Source organism: Pistricoccus aurantiacus (genome assembly GCF_007954585.1).
Lineage (GTDB): Bacteria > Pseudomonadota > Gammaproteobacteria > Pseudomonadales > Halomonadaceae > Pistricoccus > Pistricoccus aurantiacus.
On sequence record NZ_CP042382.1, the window covers coordinates 1,817,337 to 1,835,198 of the forward strand.

Consider the following 17,862-nt stretch of genomic DNA (forward strand, 5'->3'; position numbering starts at 1 on the left):
TTACGCGGGGGTTCTTATTTGTGTTCTCGCCGCCTCACTCGTTTGTGTTCTCGCCGCCTCACTCGGTCCACCAGCGCTCCCAGCCCGGTGGAGCCCCCATGTCCTCCAGCGATAGCCTCCGCCTAGAATGCGGCACCGGGAAGCGTTCCAGATGTGCCTGTAGGCGTCGATGCCACCCGGTATTGGGGCAGACCACCAGGGTCATGTGCCGCACGATGCCCAGCAGCAGGAAGGGACGGGCAAGCCGCTGTTCGTCGCGGAACGCATCGCACCATGCTATCTCGCCAGGCTTGGGCAGCCTGGGCTGGTCGATGACGTTGCGGTTCCAGAGCCGGCTGTGGTGGGCGCAGACGTTGCGCAGGTAGTTCAGCGAGCGAAGCCAGCTCTGGAAGACTTTCCAGTCCTGCACGCCGTATTTACGCGCTATGTGGCTCTGGTCCGGCACCTTCATCATGGCAAACAGATGTGAGAGGGTGCCGAAGTCCCAGGTCTCGACGGCGACCCAGACCGGCAGTCGCGGCCCGTGCTTCTGCCGATAGTGCTTGACGAAGTCTTCTTTAGAGCGATCTTCTAGCCGTTTGGCATGCCCCTGCCAGCTTACAAAAGCTTCTATGCGCTTCTCTCCGACAGGCTTTCGCGCAAAAGAGTTGTGGAAAGTGACTCGGTGAAGATGCGAGAAGGCATCCTGCTCACCCAGCCGATAGGCGATATCCACCCGCAGCGCGATCTCGATGCGCTCAAGTGCATCGGTCAGGCGCAGCCGAAGCTCCTTGTCGAAGAGGTATAGCCGCACCGCATCGACGAACTGGGTGTCGAGAACGAATTGATCCATTGCCTGGGTGATTGGCCGGTCATGTTGGTCATGACCGACTGTCTCGAAGACCCGGAAGGGATACCAGTAGGCACTCAGCCGGTAGTAACCGACGCGCTCCAGGTATTCCAAAGCGGCGCTTTCATCGCCGACCTGCAGCCCGCGTTCCGTGAGCAGGGCCAGCTGCTCTTGAAAGGACTTCCAGGGGCGATCGTAGGCCATCAGCTCACCGCCTGTTCCACTATCGTTTCAGCCAGTTGGGTTCGTGTCTCGGCGGCCTCGCCCAAGCGTACTTTGAGGCGGTCGCAGAGGGCCATTAGATCATCGACTTTCTCTATAATTCGCTTCTGCTCATTTTGAGGCGGTAATGGAAATTCAATGGGAGATAAACGGCCAGCACTGAGATGAGCTATGTTGGTGGTTTGAGTAGCAGCATTTTGGAACCTCCCATTGTGGAGGTATGCCAAAAACACCTTATTTGCATACTCGGGGATAACTCCGTCGTAAGCTCTAAATCTAAGAAGTGTGTTCTGAAAGCATGCGCCAGGAACTTCTCCCCGATAGACTGCAGGTCTTCCAACGAGCTCTTTGCTCTGCCCCTCGTTGAGCAGAACGTCCCCTGGATAGAGGCTAAAAACCCTCCTTTCAGCTTCCGTAAAATTCATCTCTTTGATGTCAGATGTGTCTATCTTATCCTCAAGAACATTTGCAACCCTGAGATAAGGCGTCATATTGGTTCCACTATGATCTTTAGGTGATCGCTGTCGACCAAGCTTGACCTCTCCGACATCGGAAACTCGGCAATAAGACCATGAATGCGGAAGGCTATGCGGCAGTTTATCCTCGGTAAGTGGGGGCTGAGATTTTGCTGGTTTTATTTTACCTTCCTTGACCAGCCGCGCCTTCTCCTCAGCGATGCATCCCAGAAGTACGCTGGCGGGCTCATCGCTGGGATCCTGCTCCACCAGTCGCCCCATCACCGCCAATTGGAGGATTGTCTTCTTAAGCTTTTCGATGCTGGCTTCGGTGGTGAAGAGGGTATCGAAATGCTCGGCCACGCGGGCCCAGTGCTCGGCCAGCTCGGCCGCATCTGTGGAGTGCGTGAGGGCATCGAGAAGGGTGTCGACCAGTACCTTATGAGCTTCCAGCTGGTCGCCGACCTGCTGCTCCAGGCGGTCGCAGAGGGCCATTAGCTCGTCGACTTTTTCGACGATGCGCTGCTGCTCATCCAATGGGGGCAGAGGCACAACCAATTCTTCCATCTTGGACTTCGTCATGTGAATCATGGCGATGCCACTTCCAGAAGACTTTATTTCTTCTGTTACAGCTTTAAGGTAGCTGTAGAGAAAGTGCTTGTTAGTAGAAGAGTGGTCGAATAACTCAAGCTTCCAGATGTGGTAATGGTAGATGGCTCGTCCACCCTCCCAGATAAAAGGGCCAAAGGAGGCTGACCAGGCATATATCAGGTCGCCGTTGTCAATGTACTTGTCATCCTCAAGCTGTAAGTCTGAGTAGTACCACTCGTTGGAAGTGAAGAGGTTCCCAACCCGCAGAAGTGGGGTGCCTTCTTGGAGCATTTCATGCTTCTTGTAGGCACGGCCATTGATGACGCGAAGAGCATCTGAAAGCCTTGCCCATTGCCATCCCTTCGGAAGCTCAAAAGGTTTATCTTCTTCTGCAATTGCCGGCAGCTTCTTCGGCTTCTTGATCTTTCCTTCCTTGACCAGCCGGGCCTTTTCCTCGGCGATGCGGTCTAGCAGTACACTCGCGGGTTCATCACTAGGGTCCTGCTCCACCAACTTGCCGCGCACGGCGAGCTCCAGGATCAGCTCGCGCAGCTTCTTGATGCCAGTGAGCTCGATTTTCCCGTTCTTACCCGATGCACTACGCCCCGAGCCGCTCTTGTGCGTCACGGCGCCGGTCCATAGGTCGAGATGGTCGGTGATCAACTGCTGAGCGCTCATGCCGGCTCCTCAGTTTGTTGCGGTTCGGCCTGGTCTTGAGGCGTTCGGCTGAGCGCATCGCCGAGCACGGTCTTCAACTGGTCGCGAAGCTCCTGGATCTCGGCCTGTTGACGAGCATATTGCGCGAGCAGCTCGTCTGGATCATGGCTGACCTGCTCTTCCTGCCAGGGGTTCTTGATGTCCAGGTTGTAGTTGCGCGCCTTGATCTCGTCGATGCCGACCCTCCAGGCCTGCTCGGTTTCCTGGCGGCTGGCGAAGCCGTCAGCCTCGTCGCCCCACCAGTCGATCTCGGTGGCGAATTCGGCGAAGCGCATTGGCTTGGTCTTGCTGTAGTTCTTGTAGCCTTCGGGGTAGGGGTGCTGGTAGTACCACACCTGTTCGGTGGGCTGACCCTTGGTGAAGAACAGGAGGTTGGTCTTGATGCCGGTGTAGGGATTGAAAACGCCGTTGGGCAGGCGAACGATGGTGTGCAGGTTGCACTCGCTGAGCAGCTTTTCCTTGAGACGTGTCTTCATGCCCTCGCCAAACAGGAAGCCGTCCGGCAGTACCACGGCGGCGCGGCCACCCGGTTTCAGCAGCCGAATGAACAGGGCCATGAAAAGATCGGCTGTCTCGCGGGTGCGGAACTCCGCCGGGAAGTTGTTCTCGATGCCGTCTTCCTCGGTGCCGCCGAACGGCGGGTTGGCGACGATCACATCGACCCGCTCACTCGGTCCCCAGTCACGGTAAGGGCGGTTCAGGGTGTTGTCATGACGAATCTGGCTGGGCACTTCGATGCCGTGCAGGATCATGTTGGTGGTGGCCAACAGGTGCGGCAGCGGTTTCTTTTCCCAGCCGTGGATGCTGTATTGCAGCGCCTGTTCGTCGGTAGGGGTCTGCACGTAGTGCTCGCGCTTGTGCTCGATGGCGCAGGTGAGGAAGCCGCCGGTACCACAGGCCGGGTCCATCACGCTCTCGGCAAGCTTGGGATCAACGCGGTTGACCATGAACTCGGTCACGGCGCGCGGCGTGTAGAACTCACCGGCGTTACCGGCGCTTTGCAGGTCCTTGAGGATCTGCTCGTACATGTCGCCGAAGGCGTGACGCTGCTGAGATGCGTTGAAGTCGATGCCTTCCTGGATGCGGTTGACCACCTGTCGCAGTAGATGGCCGGACTTCATATAGTTGTAGGCATCCTCGAACACGCTGCGGATGACCGCGGCGCGGGCGTCGCTGCCGGCATCCAGCTGTTGCAGCCCAGGAAAGAGGGTGTTGTCGATGAAGCTTTTCAGGCCCTCACCGGTCAGCCCCTCCGAGTTGGCGGCCCAGCTTCTCCAGCGCAGGTCATTCGGGATGGGGCTCACGTAGTCGTCGTAGACCAGCTCCCATTCCCGCTCACGGTCATCGTAGATCTTCAGAAACAGCATCCAGACCAGCTGGCCGATACGCTGGGCGTCGCCGTCGACGCCGACGTCCTTGCGCATGATGTCCTGAATGCTCTTGATGGTGGTGCTGATGCTCATGGGAATCCCGTCTCGATAACCGAAAGCGCGCCGGCAGGCCACCGGCGCGCAGAATGCGGCGTATTGTACCTAGACCGTTCAGCCGGCTGTAGCGGCGTCGGCATAGAGCGTTGCCTCGAGGGCTCTCACGGCCTCCCGATAGCCAGCCTTGCCGCCGAAGGCGCCGGCCAGTTCCACGACGGTGCCGAGCCGGTCTAGCGGCGCCATCTGCAGCACCTTGGTGTCCTCGATGGTGGCCACGCCGCTGTCGGCGTACTTGTCGAGCAGGGCGTCCAACACGGCGCGGGCCTGGCCCTCGTAGCGAGTGAAATAGTCCGACTGCCGGGCTTTGGCAGCACGCTGGCGGCGGGTAAGCGCGGGCTGGCCATAGACGATGTGCACGATGGCGTCGAAGGGGTCCGGCGTATCTCCGAGGCTCTTCTCGACTTCACTGGTGAGGTCTTCCCAGAACACGCCTTGCTGGGCCAGTTCATCCAGCACGGCCTGCTTGCGGTCGCTGGCTTCCCAGTGGCGTAGGAAGTCGTTCAGTGTGGCGTAGTGGGCGCGTACCGTCTTGCGGGTGTAGTCGGTCAACTCCTCGGTGATCAGCTTGCCGTCCGGCCCCAGGTACTGCACGCGCCGCCCGATGACGGCCACGGTGACGTCATCGACCACGTATTTCTTGGGCGGCTCGCCGATGCCGCCGTCCTCGTCATCCTCCCAGTGCCCTTCGGGAGGCAAGGTGGGGTCGGTCGGTGATCCATCACCTTCACTCGTGAGATCGTTCTCGTCGCCGCTGTCGTCGGCATCGTCGCCTTCTTCCGGCAGCAACGGGTCGCCGTCGCCGGGTACGTAGACCTGCTCGGGATCGCCATCGAAGGCGGGGTCGGCGAATAGCTCCGTGGCCTTGCGGAAATCGAGGATCGTGAACCAGAACTTGTCGTGCTCGGCGTCGATCCGCGTGCCGCGCCCGATTATCTGCTTGAACTCGGTCATCGACTGGATGCGCTGGTCGAGCACGATCAGCTTGCAGGTCTTGGCGTCGACGCCGGTGGTCATCAACTTGCTGGTGACGGCGATGACAGGGTAGGGCTCTTCGGGATCGATGAAGTGGTCGAGCTCGGCCTTGCCTTCTTGTTCGTCCCCGGTGATGCGCATCACGTACTTGCGGTTCTTGGCCACGTGTCGAGGGTTGAGATTGACCAGCGCCTGGCGCATTCGCTCCGCATGATCGATGTTCTCGCAGAAGACGATGGTCTTCTGCATCGGGTCGGTCTGGGTCAGATAGTCGGTGATGGTTCGAGCCACCAACTCGGTGCGCTGCGTCAGGATCAGGTTGCGGTCGAAATCGCGTTGGTTGTAGATGCGATCCTCGATCAACTCCCCGTGGATATCGGTCTGGCCGTCGCTGGGGCGCCATCCTTGCAGGTCGCGATCAAGATCGATTCGCGTCACCTTGTAAGGTGCCAGGTAGCCGTCGTCGATGCCCTGCTTAAGTGAGTAGGTATAGATGGGCTCGCCGAAGTAGTGGATGTTGGAAACCTCGGTGGTCTCCTTGGGCGTCGCGGTCAGCCCGATATGGGTGGCCCCGCTGAAGTAGTCCAGGATGGCGCGCCAGGCGGAGTCTTCGGCGGCGCTGCCGCGGTGGCATTCGTCGATGACGACCAGGTCGAAGAAATCCGGGCTGAACTGCTTGTAAATGTTCTTTTCTTCCTCGCTGCCGGTGACCGCCTGATACAGCGAGAGGTAAATCTCGTGCGACTTCTCGACCTGGCGCTTGGTGATCTTGGTCATGGCCGCGCCAAAGGGCTTGAAGTCGCCGCTCTTGGTCTGGTCGACGAGTACGTTACGGTCGGTCAGAAACAGGATGCGTTGCTTGCGGCCGGCCTTCCACAGTCTCCAGATCAGCTGGAAAGCGGTGTAGGTCTTGCCGGTGCCGGTGGCCATCACCAGCAGCAGGCGATCCTGCCCTTTGGCGATGGCTTCGACCGTGCGATTGACCGCGACCATCTGGTAGTAGCGGGGCGTGCGTCCGCTGCCGTCATCGTAGAAGGGCTGCTCGACGACTGGGCGTGTCTCTTCACTCAGGCCTTTCCAGCGGCGGTAGCCGTGCCAGAGCGCATCGGGCCCGGGGAGCTGATCGAGCGCCAGGATGGTTTCGGCCTGATCGAAGACCAGGCGGTGGGGGTCGCTGAACAGGAAGCCGCTGCCGTTGGAGCTAATGGCGAAGGGGACATCGAGCTTCTCTGCGTAGGCCTGGGCCTGCTGCATGCCATGGCCCAGGCTGTGGCTGGCGTCCTTGGCCTCGATGACAGCGATGGGCTGGTTCTTCTGGAAAGACAGCACGTAATCCGCCCGACGCGGGTGAGCCCGGTGGTGCATGCGGCCCCGCACCATGATCCGACCGTCACTGACTGGGTACTCTTCACGCACCTGAGTGTGAATGTTCCAGCCGGCCTGCTCGATGGCGGGGGTGATGAACTTGGTACAGATGTCCCGTTCACTGAAAGCCTGCCTGGTCATCGGTGCTTCCCTGCTGCGTTCATAGATTACTTATCATCTTTTTACGCTAGCTTACGTGAAGCTGAGCAGATACGCATGGGGGAGGAGAGGAGGGCCCGGCAAGTCTCACGATTCTGCGAAGCAGCGCCCCTGGCTGGGATCATCAACCGGCTCAACGAACTCCATGGCAACGAGGTCAGCGGCGATAACAAGCTGCTGTTCGGGAAGATTATCAAGCTTTAGGTTTAAAATTTATAAAAAAAACGGCCGTTTATGGCGATTCTGTGTTTGAAGATAAACCAGCCTGGTTTATTCTCCACTCTGAAGACGGAATTTAAGGCCGCTTTTTTACGTGAAAATAAACCAGCTGCTGCATAAGATCCCGTATGGCGCCGTCGTTACGACCTCGTGGCTTGCATCACACGGCGTCACCTCGGATCAGGCGCGTAAGCTGGCCGGCAGTGGCTGGCTGCAACGCGTGGGGCACGGCGCCTACTGCCAAGCGGAGGAGCCTCTTACCTGGGAGAGCGCTGTTTTCGCCTTGCAGGCGAGTGACGACACGGGCTTACCATCGCTTTGGCCGGGTGGCCAGACGGCCCTGGCCCTGCATGGCTTTGCCCACTATCTGCCCATGGGGGAGAGCACAACGCACCTGTATGGCAAGGAAGCCGTTCGGCTGCCCCGGTGGTTGAGTGACGCCGAGTGGGCAGGGCGGATAGTGCTCCACTCTGAAAAGGGCCTGCCAGTGCAGCTTCCTGGCAGCTTTACGGACTACGCGCCGGATGGCAGGGCCTTCAGCTTGCTGGTATCGACCCCAGAGCGAGCCGTCCTGGAGTGGATCGCCGTTACGTCGAATGAGTTGCTGTTCAGCAGTGAGCTGGTCGACACCTTAGGCGGGCTCAATACGCTGCGTCCGCGTCGGTTGCAGACATTGCTGGAGGGATGCCGTTCGGTGAGAACCAAGCGGGCCTTCCTGGTGCTGGCTCGCCACGCCGGGCATGCCTGGTACGGTCGCCTGGAACCACGCCGACTGGACCTCGGCAAAGGCAAGCGGCAGCTCTGCCCAGGCGGCAAGCTGGATAGGGAATATCACGTTACGGTGCCGGAGGCGTTTCTGCATGCCGATTGAAGCTCGCTACCACGAACAGGTCCGGCTGCTGGTCTCGCTGCTGCCTTTTCTCAATGACGAGCCGTGCTTCGCCCTCAAGGGCGGCACGGCCATCAACCTCTTCGTGCAGCCATTACCCCGTCTATCGGTCGATATCGACTTGGCCTACCTGCCGCTGGAGCCCCGTGACGAGGCCCTGCGACGTTGCCGCGAGGCACTGCAGCGGCTGGCAGATCTCTTCAGTGCCAGACTGCCAGGAGTGCGCGCCGAGCTTCAGGATAATCGCCGAGACGAGCTGAGGATCCTGGTGCGCCGAGGGCGTAGCCAGGTGAAGGTAGAGGTGTCGCCGGTGCTGCGTGGCACTCTGCACCCGCCCCAGGAGCGCGATGTCGTGGAAGCCGTGGAAGACGACTACGGCTTCGCTGCGGTGCGGGCAGTGTCACTGCCGGACCTGTATGGCGGCAAGATCTGCGCCGCGCTGGATCGCCAGCATCCCCGGGATCTCTTCGATGTGAAGCTGCTGCTGAACCAAGGCGGCCTGGATCGCAGCGTATTCGAAGGCTTTCTGGTCTATCTGTTGGGGCACCCCAGGCCCTTGAACGAAGTGATCAACCCACGGCTGAAACCGTTGGACGACGTCTACCGACAGGAGTTTGCCGGGATGGCCAGGGCCGATATCCCATTGCAGCAGTTAGAGGACGTCCGGCACGAACTTCTGACGCGACTGGGACAGCTGATGACGGATGAAGACGTTCGCTTCCTTCTAACCTTCAAGCAGGGGGCGCCTGACTGGACGCTGCTTCCGCTGACGGGCGTCGATCGGCTTCCTGCCGTGCGCTGGAAGCTCGCCAACATCCAGAAGATGAAGTCCGACAAGCACCGTCAGTCTCTGGAGCTGTTGGAACAGGTTTTGGGCAGGCTGCAGATAGGCGCCTAGCGACGAGCACCAGCGGCTGCCTCGATAGCCTCAATTTTTTAGAAGACAAATTCAAGGTAGAACTGCTTTCGGTGAAACGCCTTATGAAGTCCAGAACCGGCCCAAATGGGGTGCATCTTTTCGATCGCCTTTCAGGTCTGAATGTCCTGCTAGATGAGTTGCGCCCGGAAAAGGCGGCGTGGTCGACGTCCCCCCGCCAGGTATCCATTGCACTCACCAATGTTTGCGACCTCCACTGTGCGTACTGCTACGCGCCGAAGCACAAAGCCTCGCTGCATACTGACCAAGTACTCGGATGGTTGAAGGAACTAGATAATGAGGGATGCTTCGGCATCGGATTTGGCGGCGGCGAACCCACGCTGCATCCTGATTTCGTCGACATATGCAAACGGGCTGCGAGAGAGACTCAACTCGCGGTCACCTTCACGACTCATGGTCATCGCCTGACGCCACAGCTGGTCGAGCACCTCAAGGGATCGATCCACTTCGCTCGCATTAGCGTTGACGGGGTAGGTCGCACCTACGAAAAGCAGCGTGGGAAGAAGTTTGCCAGCCTTCTCCGTGGTATGGAGTCAATTGCGAACTTGTCGCCCTTTGGGATTAATGTCGTGGTCAACGAGCACACGGTTGCAGAACTTGATGTAATAAGCGAGCTTGCGCAAAAGGTAGGAGCTAGCGAATTGCTGTTGCTTCCTCAGCAAGCAACCACCGCGGTTGCAAGCATGGATAAAATGGTCGGCCGAGCCCTTCAGGACTGGGTCTCCAACTACAGAGGCAAGGTTCGCCTTGCGGTCAGTGAGGTGGGTGCGTCAGGACTACCTACGTGCGATCCGCTCCCCGATGAGCGAGGCCTTCAGTCCTATGCGCACATAGACGCGTCCGGCGTGCTTCGCGCGAGTTCATACTCGCCCGCCGGCGTGAAGATTGGAGACGCAAGCGTTCTATGGGCGCTTAAGCAACTCAGAAATACCGTTGAGATCAAACGAGAGAACCAATCATGAAGATTTGGAACGGATACGGCTCTGAGCATTCGATGAACCTGGTCCTCATCGGGAGCTTCAAGGGAGCGCAAGATGCAGAGAAAGTGGAGAATAACATTGAAAAACTTAGCGCTCAGTCTTTGAAAGATGACAGCTGCTCCATCACTTTTGCTGATCCAGAAAATCAGAGATTTTCAGATGACATGCTCTCGTTGCTGTGGAGCCTGAACCTCCACACCTTAGGGCCAAGTGAGCTTGGACAGCTAGTATCAGACCATCACTTCGCACGTGAGGGGAGTCGAATTACTGTAACGACTGACGAGGCTGACGTATCCGCGTTCGTGAAGCTCTTCATCGAGGCAGGGGCGAAGGTCGAAGTTTTCTCGGCGCACGACTACCCGACCGATTCAGACGATGCCAACTGACAGGGAAAACGCCGATGCCTGAAGCAAATTGGGATGTGTTCAGCAAGTTGCCCGGAGCAGCGGACGAAAACTTTGAGAAGCTTTGCCGTGCTCTAGTGCGCCAACACTACGGACGCTTTGGTCGCTTCAAGCAACTCGCAAACCAGCCTGGTGTGGAGTTCCACCTTGAACTGACAGAGTCTTGTGATCTCGGAGCACCGCCACGCTGGATTGGTTGGCAATGCAAATGGTATGAGCTGGCGAACGGACAAAACTTGGGTGCTACACGCCGCAGAAAGATCATCGAGGGCATGGAGAAGACGCGCAAGCATGTCCCAGGTGTGACCGATTGGAAGCTTTGGACACGCCACACGCTAACAAAGGAAGACCAAGAGTGGTTCTTTGCGCTTGAGAAAGAACGCTTCCCTGAGTTGAAGCTGGAGCTGCTGACAGCAACGGACATCGAAGACCTCTTGGTTGGGCCTGGAGCACTACTTCGGGAAACCTACTTCGGTGAGCTCGTTCTGACGCCTGCACTGCTTGCTGAGCAACACAGGCTCGCTGCGGCTCCATTCAACCGCCGATACCAGCCGGAAGTTCATGTGGTTGTTGGGGCAGAGGAGAAGATACTCAGGCATCTGGGTGGCCAGAGTGCGTGGGACTCACTGGAGAAGCTCTCAAGTGCCCTCAAGACAAATTGCGCGGCCATTGCTTCGATCACGGGGCAACTCAAAACCGAACTCAAGGCCGAAGTCGACTCGCTTCTGGCTCGAGCTACCGGGTTGGCTGACCTGCTCGATAGCCTGCATGCTGCGCTCGGCACGGGCGACTTCGACGCTATACAGCAAATACTAGCAGCGAATCTGTCGCAGCCGGTGCGCTACGACAGGCTGCTCTCGAAGCTGCGTGGGGCGCGTTCAGGTGGAGCACCGTTAACCGCGAATCTGGTCGCGGACATCCACGCAGTTGCGTCGGCACTGCGCAGGCTGGAGCGGTCGATCGGCGTTCGAACCGTGGCTGTGCTTGCAGCTGCAGGCGAAGGAAAATCTGAGCTTGCCGTCAAGGTGACACAGCCGGACGGAGACCTTCCCGGTGGTGTTTTGCTGCTGGGAAAAAACCTTCATGCAGGCCAAGGGCTTGACGATCTTGTGTCTGCCTTCAAGATTTCTGGTAGGCCGGCGGAGAGCTTCAATCGGCTGGTTGAGGCCGTAGATGCGGCGGGGCAGCGCGCGGGCAAGCGCCTCCCTATTGTCATTGACGGCCTGAATGAGGCAGAAGATCCGAGAAACTGGAAGGATGAGCTCGCGCGAGCGGAAGAGCTACTGAAGGACTTTCCGTACGTCTTGCTGGTTGTCACTCTACGCAATGAGTTCGCGCAAATGTGCCTGCCGGCGGAATTTCCTCAACTTGAGCACAACGGGTTCCAGGAAGACCCACAGGCGGCTATCGACAAATACTTTGAGTACTACAAGATCGACGCCACCGACGCAGATCTGCCAATCGAGTTCTTGCAAAACCCATTGACGCTAAGAATCTTCTGCGAGGTGGCGAACCCTCGTCGCCAGAACCTTGTCGGGGTGGAGGCACTGCCCAGCTCTCTTGCAAGCCTGTTCGAAGAGCACTTTAACAGAGTTGCCGCACGAGTCGCTGAGCTTTCATTGACGGCGCATCGCATTTATCAGGATGAAGTGCAAGATGCTCTGCTGACGATCGCGAGACTCCTCTGGGAGAGCAACGCGAGAAGCGTGGAGTTCAATGCTGCACGGACGGCAGTCCGAGACATGGGCTGGGATGCCAGTGTCATTCGTGCGCTGGAATCTGAAGGTGTTCTCGTTCGAACAACTTCTGAAGAAGGCGGTCAAGGAATCGCGTTTTCATATGACCTTATGGCCGGCCATATGATGGCGAGACAACTGCTTGATAGGCCGGCCTTGGCGCAGTGGCTGCAAAGCGATGAAGGACGCGCACAGTTCCAATTCCGTGAGCCTGGATCGCATACCTTCGCCTTTGACGTGTTCCGGGCTCTGGTTGGCCTGTATCCGCAACGCCTTGGCAGGCATCAGCTTTGGCAAGACTTGTCGGACGAGAATCTCGTCATGAACGCTCTATTGTTGACAGCGCAATCAGATCCAAGGCACATCGGGAGGGATACGGTAGAACGGTTCGCGCACGCAATGCAACAGTCGAAACGGTTCGCACAGATTGCCTTCACGAGACTTCGAGCCACTAGGGCAGCGCGGGCGCATCCGTTTGATATGGACTTCTTGCACGGTGTGCTCTTGTCCATGCCCAATACGCAACGCGATCTATTCTGGACTGAGTGGGTGCGCGAGAGGTCTGAGGAAGTCGAAGACGATTTCAAATTCTTGGCATCTAGATGGAAATCGGGTGATCTAGACGAGCGAGAGATTCGGCGGGCACGCTGGGTGATGTGGACGCTGACGTCAACGTCCAGAAGTCTGCGCGACGTGGCTACCAAGACTCTGTACGAATTCGCCTGCAAGCGACCCTCGGAGTTTTTCCGGCTGGCAGTAGAGGCTATTGCCGTTTCAGACCCATACGTCCCCGAACGGATGTTCGCGGCGGCTTACGGTGCGGCGCTGACCATCTGGTCAGATATTAATGCTGTGGAGATGCGTGAGGCACTGCCTAGAGTTGCTCGTGAGATTTATCAAGCGATGTTCGCGCCAGGCGCGACGTTTCCTACTTGGCATGCCCTGTATCAGCAGTATTGTCTGGGAATAATTGCCATCGCGAGGATGGTTGATCCGGCTTGCTTGTCTGAGGACGACGCAGCTTACCTCCTTCCACCGCTTAGCCATCTGCCCAGTCCGTTTGAGAACATGCCGCAGTATGACCCGACGGTAATCGAGCGTGCAAAGCGTGCGGCGATTCGGATGGACTTCGGCAACTACACGATAGGAAGGCTGATTCCAGGCCGACGGAATTACGACGACAGCAACCCAGAGTACCAGCGGGTGCTGCCGACAATAGTTTCGCGAATGCTGGTGCTTGGCTATGACCCCGAGAAGTTCGAGGCTGTTGATCGGCAAATGAACTCCGGGCCTCGTATTGGAGGTGATAAGCACAAGGTCGACCGATACGGGAAGAAGTACGGCTGGATCGCCTACTTTGAGATGTGGGGTGTCCAGTACGCTCAGGGCCTCCTTGCCGAGGAACGCAGCGCTCGCCCCTCAGATGCGGACATCGACCCGTGAACCGCCCCGGGTTTTGAGGAGGCTCCAGCATCTGAGAGAATGGAGCCATGAACAAGTCAAACAAGTTTTCCCCTGAGGTTAAAGAGCGCGCTGTCCGGCTAGTGCAGGAGCATCGTGACGAGTACCCGTCGCTGTGGGCGGCTGTGGAGTCTATAGCCCCCAAGATTGGCTGTGTACCACAAACGTTGCTGGAATGGGTCAAGCGTGCCCAGATCGATATCGGTGAGCGCCCTGGAACAACCACCGCCGAGACACAACGCATGAAGGACCTGGAGCGTGAGAATAAGGAATTGCGGCGCGCCAATGACATCCTTCGCACGGCCAGCGCTTTTTTCGCCCAGGCGGAGCTCGACCGCAAGCTGAAGTCGTAAACACCTACATTGATCAGCATCGGGATACCTACGGGGTCGAGCCGATCTGCAAAGTATTGCAGATTGCCCCGTCGGCCTACCGGCGTCATGCGGCCCGGCAGCGCAATCCGGCACGACGCAGTGACCGGGTCAAGCGCGACGAGGTTTTGATACCGCATATCAAGCGTGTCTGGAATGACAACCTCAAGGTCTATGGTGCCGATAAAGTCTGGAAGCAGATGAACCGGGAAGCCATCCCTGTGGCCCGCTGTACCGTGGAACGGCTCATGAGATTTCTGGGCCTTCAGGGTGCCCGTCGCGGCAAGACGATGCGTACCACCGTCCCGGATCAGTCAGTGCCGTGCCCGCTGGATCGGGTCAACCGGCAGTTTGTCGCCGACCGTCCGGACCAGCTCTGGGTATCGGACTTTACCTACGTTTCCACTTGGCAAGGCTGGTTGTATGTGGCTTTCGTTGTGGATGTCTTCGCCCGCCATATTGTGGGTTGGCGCGTCAGTCGCACGATGAACACGGATTTCGTACTCGATGCTCTGGAGCAGGCACTCTACGCCCGTCAGCCCGACAAGTCAGAGGACTTGATTCATCACTCCGACAGGGGATCACAGTATGTGTCGATCCGTTACACGGAACGCCTGGCCGAAGCAGGCATCGATCCATCGGTAGGCAGCAAAGGCGACAGTTACGATAACGCCCTCGCTGAAACCATCAACGGCTTGTACAAAGCAGAATTGATCCACCGGCGCGGCCCCTGGAAATCCATGGAATCCGTTGAGCTGGCGACGCTGGAATGGGTATCTTGGTTCAACCACCAACGGCTGATGGAGCCACTGGGGTATATCCCGCCGGCAGAAGCTGAGGCAAACTACTATCGGCAACTTAACAGTCAGGCCGCTATGGCAGCGTGACTTAAACTAACGGGCCTCCGCGATACGCGGGGCGGTTCACCCGACCTTCCCACGTGGGGCCGAGAGCATCGACCTGCCGCTCCCAGACTTATTCAACAGTCAGCCTACGGGTGGTGACTGGGTGGTGAAAGGTCCGCAACCAGATTACCGCGGAATTCTCGAGATCGCAGAGATTGATGGCCTGACGGGGCCGTGGGTCTTACTTGACGGGTTCCTCGAACAGAACGCTCCCATTGACGACCGACAGGTCTTTACCTTCCTCCGAGGTGTACTCGTGGACAGCGGAGACGTCGAACGTCTGTGCACGTTGTTCACTGGTCTCGAATACCCCGGCAATCACGCCATTCCAGAGGTACCAGGCTACTACTACACCTATGCAGGGGAGATGCCTTTCTCCTCGATTCCGGGAGTGCCTGTCGCTGATGAGGAAGAGGATGACCTTGCCGAATACATGGTGTCCGCTGATTGGTCGTCAAATAATGGCGTCGCGGTCGACATCCCAGTGCAGAAGTACAACTGGGAGAGCTACCACAGTGTGATGAATCAGGACAGCGGTGCGTGCCTGCCCTCTAAGCGGCTCTGTGAGGCTTTGAGTCTCAGGTACTGCGCCAATAAATGGGACTTGCATGATGCTTCAGGCGTGGCGTCCCTGTACCGCGAAATCGGTGAGTATGATTCGCAGATCAGTGGTTCTTTCAGCTATCTACGTCGTGACATTCTTGACATTTACTTGACGCAGTCCGGCAAGGCGCTGGTGTGGCTCATGTGGGGAGAGCGTGGTTTTCATCACCGTTCAGCCGAAGCGCACAACCTGAACGAGTACTATGAGAACCACCAGCATATTCACAAGCGTACTCACGTCTATCAGCCCGCTTCGAGCATTCAATCGTAGGCTAAATCAGGGAGGGCGCGTCGCCCTTCTTGGACGCAGTAGACGTTTATGCAGTGCGTGGAACCGGCAGCGGATTCAATATTCGGTATGGATGCGCGGTTCGGCGGCCTGACCAGGTCGAGGTACGTTAAAATTATCGTCTAGAATGTCAGCTATCCGGCGAACCATTTTCTAGTACGACCTGAGAATAAAGTAAGTTAATATCGCCGGTGCCAGCTCTCTAACCGCATCGGACTTGAGTATGTCGTACAAGCGGTCAGCATGCCTTTGAGAGAAGCAATCTTACGCCCCTTCAGAGGCATGCTATTCGAGAGAGGGGAGGGAACCCCCAAACGGTACACTACCGGTACACACATCAGCTTCGTGTGCTATCCTCAGCTTTCGCTAAGCTACTGATTCCAAAGAACTGTACCTTACGCTATATTTCGGTCAGTTTTTCTTTTTTGTCAGTAGCTTATTGTTTTAGTAGCGAACTCATAATCCCTTGGTCGCAGGTTCGAGTCCTGCTGGGCCCACCACCGCCAAGACCTTCCGCACCAAGCACGTCGCCCAGGACTGGGCGCGCCGCACCGAAGACGAAATAGTGCGCGGCGTCTATATCCAGCGCAGCGCCTCGGAGCACATGACGCTTGAAGCCGCGCTCAAGCGTTACCTAGGTAAGCGTCCGCTGATCACCGCTTGCCAGCGATCAGTTGCTGTGTTGCCAGTTGTGGGGCAGGAGTTCATGGACCTGGCTGGCCTTCTGCGTCGGCAGCCGTTCCAGCACGTCTTTCAGGTAGGCATGCGGCTCATGGCCGTTCAGCTTGGCGCACTGAATCAGGCTCATGATGGTGGCGGCGCGCTGGCCACTGCGCAGTGACCCGGCGAACAGCCAGTTGCTGCGGCCCAGCGCCCAGGGGCGAATGAGGTTCTCCACTCGATTGTTGTCGATCGGCAACCCCCCGTCATCCAGGTAGCGTGTCAGCGCCGCCCAGCGTTTCAGGCTATAGTCCAGTGCCTTGGCGGTGGCCAAGCCATTCGGGACTTTTTCACGGTGAGCCAGCATCCAGCGGTGTAGCGCATCGGCGATGGGCCTCGCCCTGGTGTCGCGTAGCCGCTGGCGTGCTTCCGCCGTCAGTGACTGGGCTTCGCGTTCTACCTGATAGAGCTCGCCGATGGTGTCGACGGCCTGCTCGGCGATCTGGCTCTTGCCAGTCACGTGCAGGTCGACGAACTTGCGTCGGGCGTGGGCCATGCAGCCGATCTCGGTGACGCCGTTGGCGAAGTGCTGCTTATAGCCGCTGTAGTCGTCGCAGATCAGCTTACCCTGCCAGTCGCCGAGGAAGTCGCGAGCATGCTGACCGCCACGGCCGTCGGTGAAGTCGTAGATCACCGCCTTCAGTCCGGCGTAGGGCGTGGTGGCATAGGCCCAGAGATAGGCTCGGTGGGTCTTCTTCTTGCCGGGTACCAGCATCGGCACCGGCGTTTCATCGGCATGCAGCACCGGCTCGGCGAGCAGCAGGTCACGCAGCGCATCGACCAGCGGCTGAAGTCGGACGCCACAAATACCGACCCACTCGGCCAGCGTCGAACGCGGGATCGCCACGCCGGCACGGGCGAAGATCTGTGCCTGCCGATACAGCGGCAGATGATCGGCGTATTTGGCGATCAACACCTGGGCCAGCAGGCCGGCGGTGGGGATGCCTTTGTCGATCACCTGCGCCGGCATCGGCGCCTGGGTCAGCGTCTCGCACCCGTCGCAGACCCACTTGCCGCGGATATGGCGCTCGACGGTGAACACGCCCGGCGTGTAGTCCAGCTTTTCGCTGATCTCGTCGCCGATCCGGCGCAGCTGGCAACCGCACGCGCAGTGCTCGCTCTGGGGGTCATGGCGGATCTCGGTGCGTGGCAACTCGGGAGGCAACGGGGTGCGTTTAGGCGTTTGCTTGGCTGACGGTGTTGTAGCGGGGGGAGCCAGCTCTTTCAGCTCGGCCTCGATGGCGGCGATATCGGCCTCCACCCCCTCGTCCAGCAGGCTGATCTGCAAGGCGTTGAGCTGCTCGCTGCGCCGGCCGAACGTGTGGCGCTTGAGCAGCGCCAGTTCGTAGGTGAGCTTCTGGTTGACCTGCTCGGTGTAACGCAGCGTCTTCTGGCTCTGCGCCAGTGCCTGCCCTCGCTCCTGCAGCGCCATATCCTGCTGTTTGACCTGCACCATCAGCGTCGCCGCCAGGTGGCGGAGCTGATCGGGGGTGAGCTGGGACAGATCGGGCGGCGTGGTCATTGGGCGAGTATGCCAGCCCACTGAGGACA

At 58.5% G+C, this 17,862-nt stretch carries 12 protein-coding genes and 1 other annotated feature; of the genes, 7 read left to right on the forward strand and 5 right to left on the reverse strand.

The window, feature by feature from the left end; all coding sequences use genetic code 11:
- Positions 1-58: 58 nt before the first annotated feature.
- The 4 genes from FGL86_RS08740 to hsdR form a co-directional block, all read right to left on the reverse strand.
- Positions 59-1,033, reverse strand: a complete 975-nt coding sequence (locus FGL86_RS08740) for an Abi family protein (RefSeq protein WP_147184208.1) — start codon at positions 1,031-1,033, stop codon at positions 59-61.
- Positions 1,033-2,775 (reverse strand): restriction endonuclease subunit S, encoded by a 1,743-nt coding sequence (locus tag FGL86_RS08745; protein WP_147184209.1) that lies wholly within the window; start codon positions 2,773-2,775, stop codon positions 1,033-1,035. The genes FGL86_RS08740 and FGL86_RS08745 overlap by 1 nt, the downstream gene beginning before the upstream one ends.
- Entirely contained in the window at positions 2,772-4,277 is a 1,506-nt protein-coding gene (locus FGL86_RS08750) for a type I restriction-modification system subunit M (protein WP_147184210.1), read from the reverse strand. Before FGL86_RS08750 ends, FGL86_RS08745 begins: the two co-directional genes overlap by 4 nt.
- A 78-nt stretch (positions 4,278-4,355) precedes the next feature.
- On the reverse strand, positions 4,356-6,779 hold the full coding sequence (hsdR, locus tag FGL86_RS08755; protein ID WP_147184211.1) for an EcoAI/FtnUII family type I restriction enzme subunit R: 2,424 nt from the start codon (positions 6,777-6,779) through the stop codon (positions 4,356-4,358).
- A 331-nt stretch (positions 6,780-7,110) separates the two neighbouring features.
- On the opposite strand from hsdR, the gene FGL86_RS08760 reads away from it, so the two are divergent.
- The 7 genes from FGL86_RS08760 to FGL86_RS08795 all read left to right on the forward strand — a co-directional run bounded on the left by FGL86_RS08760 (position 7,111) and on the right by FGL86_RS08795 (position 15,573).
- Positions 7,111-7,887: a type IV toxin-antitoxin system AbiEi family antitoxin domain-containing protein gene (locus FGL86_RS08760; protein WP_147184212.1), complete on the forward strand. Its 777-nt coding sequence runs from the start codon at positions 7,111-7,113 to the stop codon at positions 7,885-7,887.
- Positions 7,877-8,803, forward strand: a complete 927-nt coding sequence (locus FGL86_RS08765) for a nucleotidyl transferase AbiEii/AbiGii toxin family protein (protein ID WP_147184213.1) — start codon at positions 7,877-7,879, stop codon at positions 8,801-8,803. Before FGL86_RS08760 ends, FGL86_RS08765 begins: the two co-directional genes overlap by 11 nt.
- Before the next feature lie 83 nt (positions 8,804-8,886).
- Positions 8,887-9,804, forward strand: coding sequence for a radical SAM protein (locus tag FGL86_RS08770; protein WP_147184214.1), 918 nt, complete (start codon positions 8,887-8,889; stop codon positions 9,802-9,804).
- The gene (locus FGL86_RS08775) at positions 9,801-10,208 is read left to right on the forward strand and encodes a DUF6375 family protein (protein WP_147184215.1); all 408 of its coding nucleotides are present in this window, start codon (positions 9,801-9,803) and stop codon (positions 10,206-10,208) included. Before FGL86_RS08770 ends, FGL86_RS08775 begins: the two co-directional genes overlap by 4 nt.
- A 14-nt stretch (positions 10,209-10,222) precedes the next feature.
- The gene (locus tag FGL86_RS08780; protein ID WP_222433814.1) at positions 10,223-13,405 is read left to right on the forward strand and encodes an NACHT domain-containing protein; all 3,183 of its coding nucleotides are present in this window, start codon (positions 10,223-10,225) and stop codon (positions 13,403-13,405) included.
- 47 nt (positions 13,406-13,452) lie between these two features.
- Positions 13,453-14,681, forward strand: a protein-coding gene (locus tag FGL86_RS08790; protein ID WP_425468285.1) for an IS3 family transposase whose coding sequence is annotated in 2 segments (ribosomal slippage) — positions 13,453-13,732 and positions 13,732-14,681 — 1,230 coding nt in all. Because the reading frame shifts where the segments join, the coding sequence is not laid out codon by codon here.
- Positions 13,731-13,847, forward strand: a sequence feature (AL1L pseudoknot). It overlaps the preceding gene by 117 nt.
- Before the next feature lie 124 nt (positions 14,682-14,805).
- Positions 14,806-15,573, forward strand: coding sequence for a hypothetical protein (locus FGL86_RS08795; RefSeq protein WP_222433815.1), 768 nt, complete (start codon positions 14,806-14,808; stop codon positions 15,571-15,573).
- Between the two features lie 688 nt (positions 15,574-16,261).
- Here FGL86_RS08795 and tnpC read toward each other — a convergent pair.
- Positions 16,262-17,833, reverse strand: a complete 1,572-nt coding sequence (tnpC, locus tag FGL86_RS08805) for an IS66 family transposase (RefSeq protein WP_147184216.1) — start codon at positions 17,831-17,833, stop codon at positions 16,262-16,264.
- Positions 17,834-17,862: the final 29 nt, after the last annotated feature.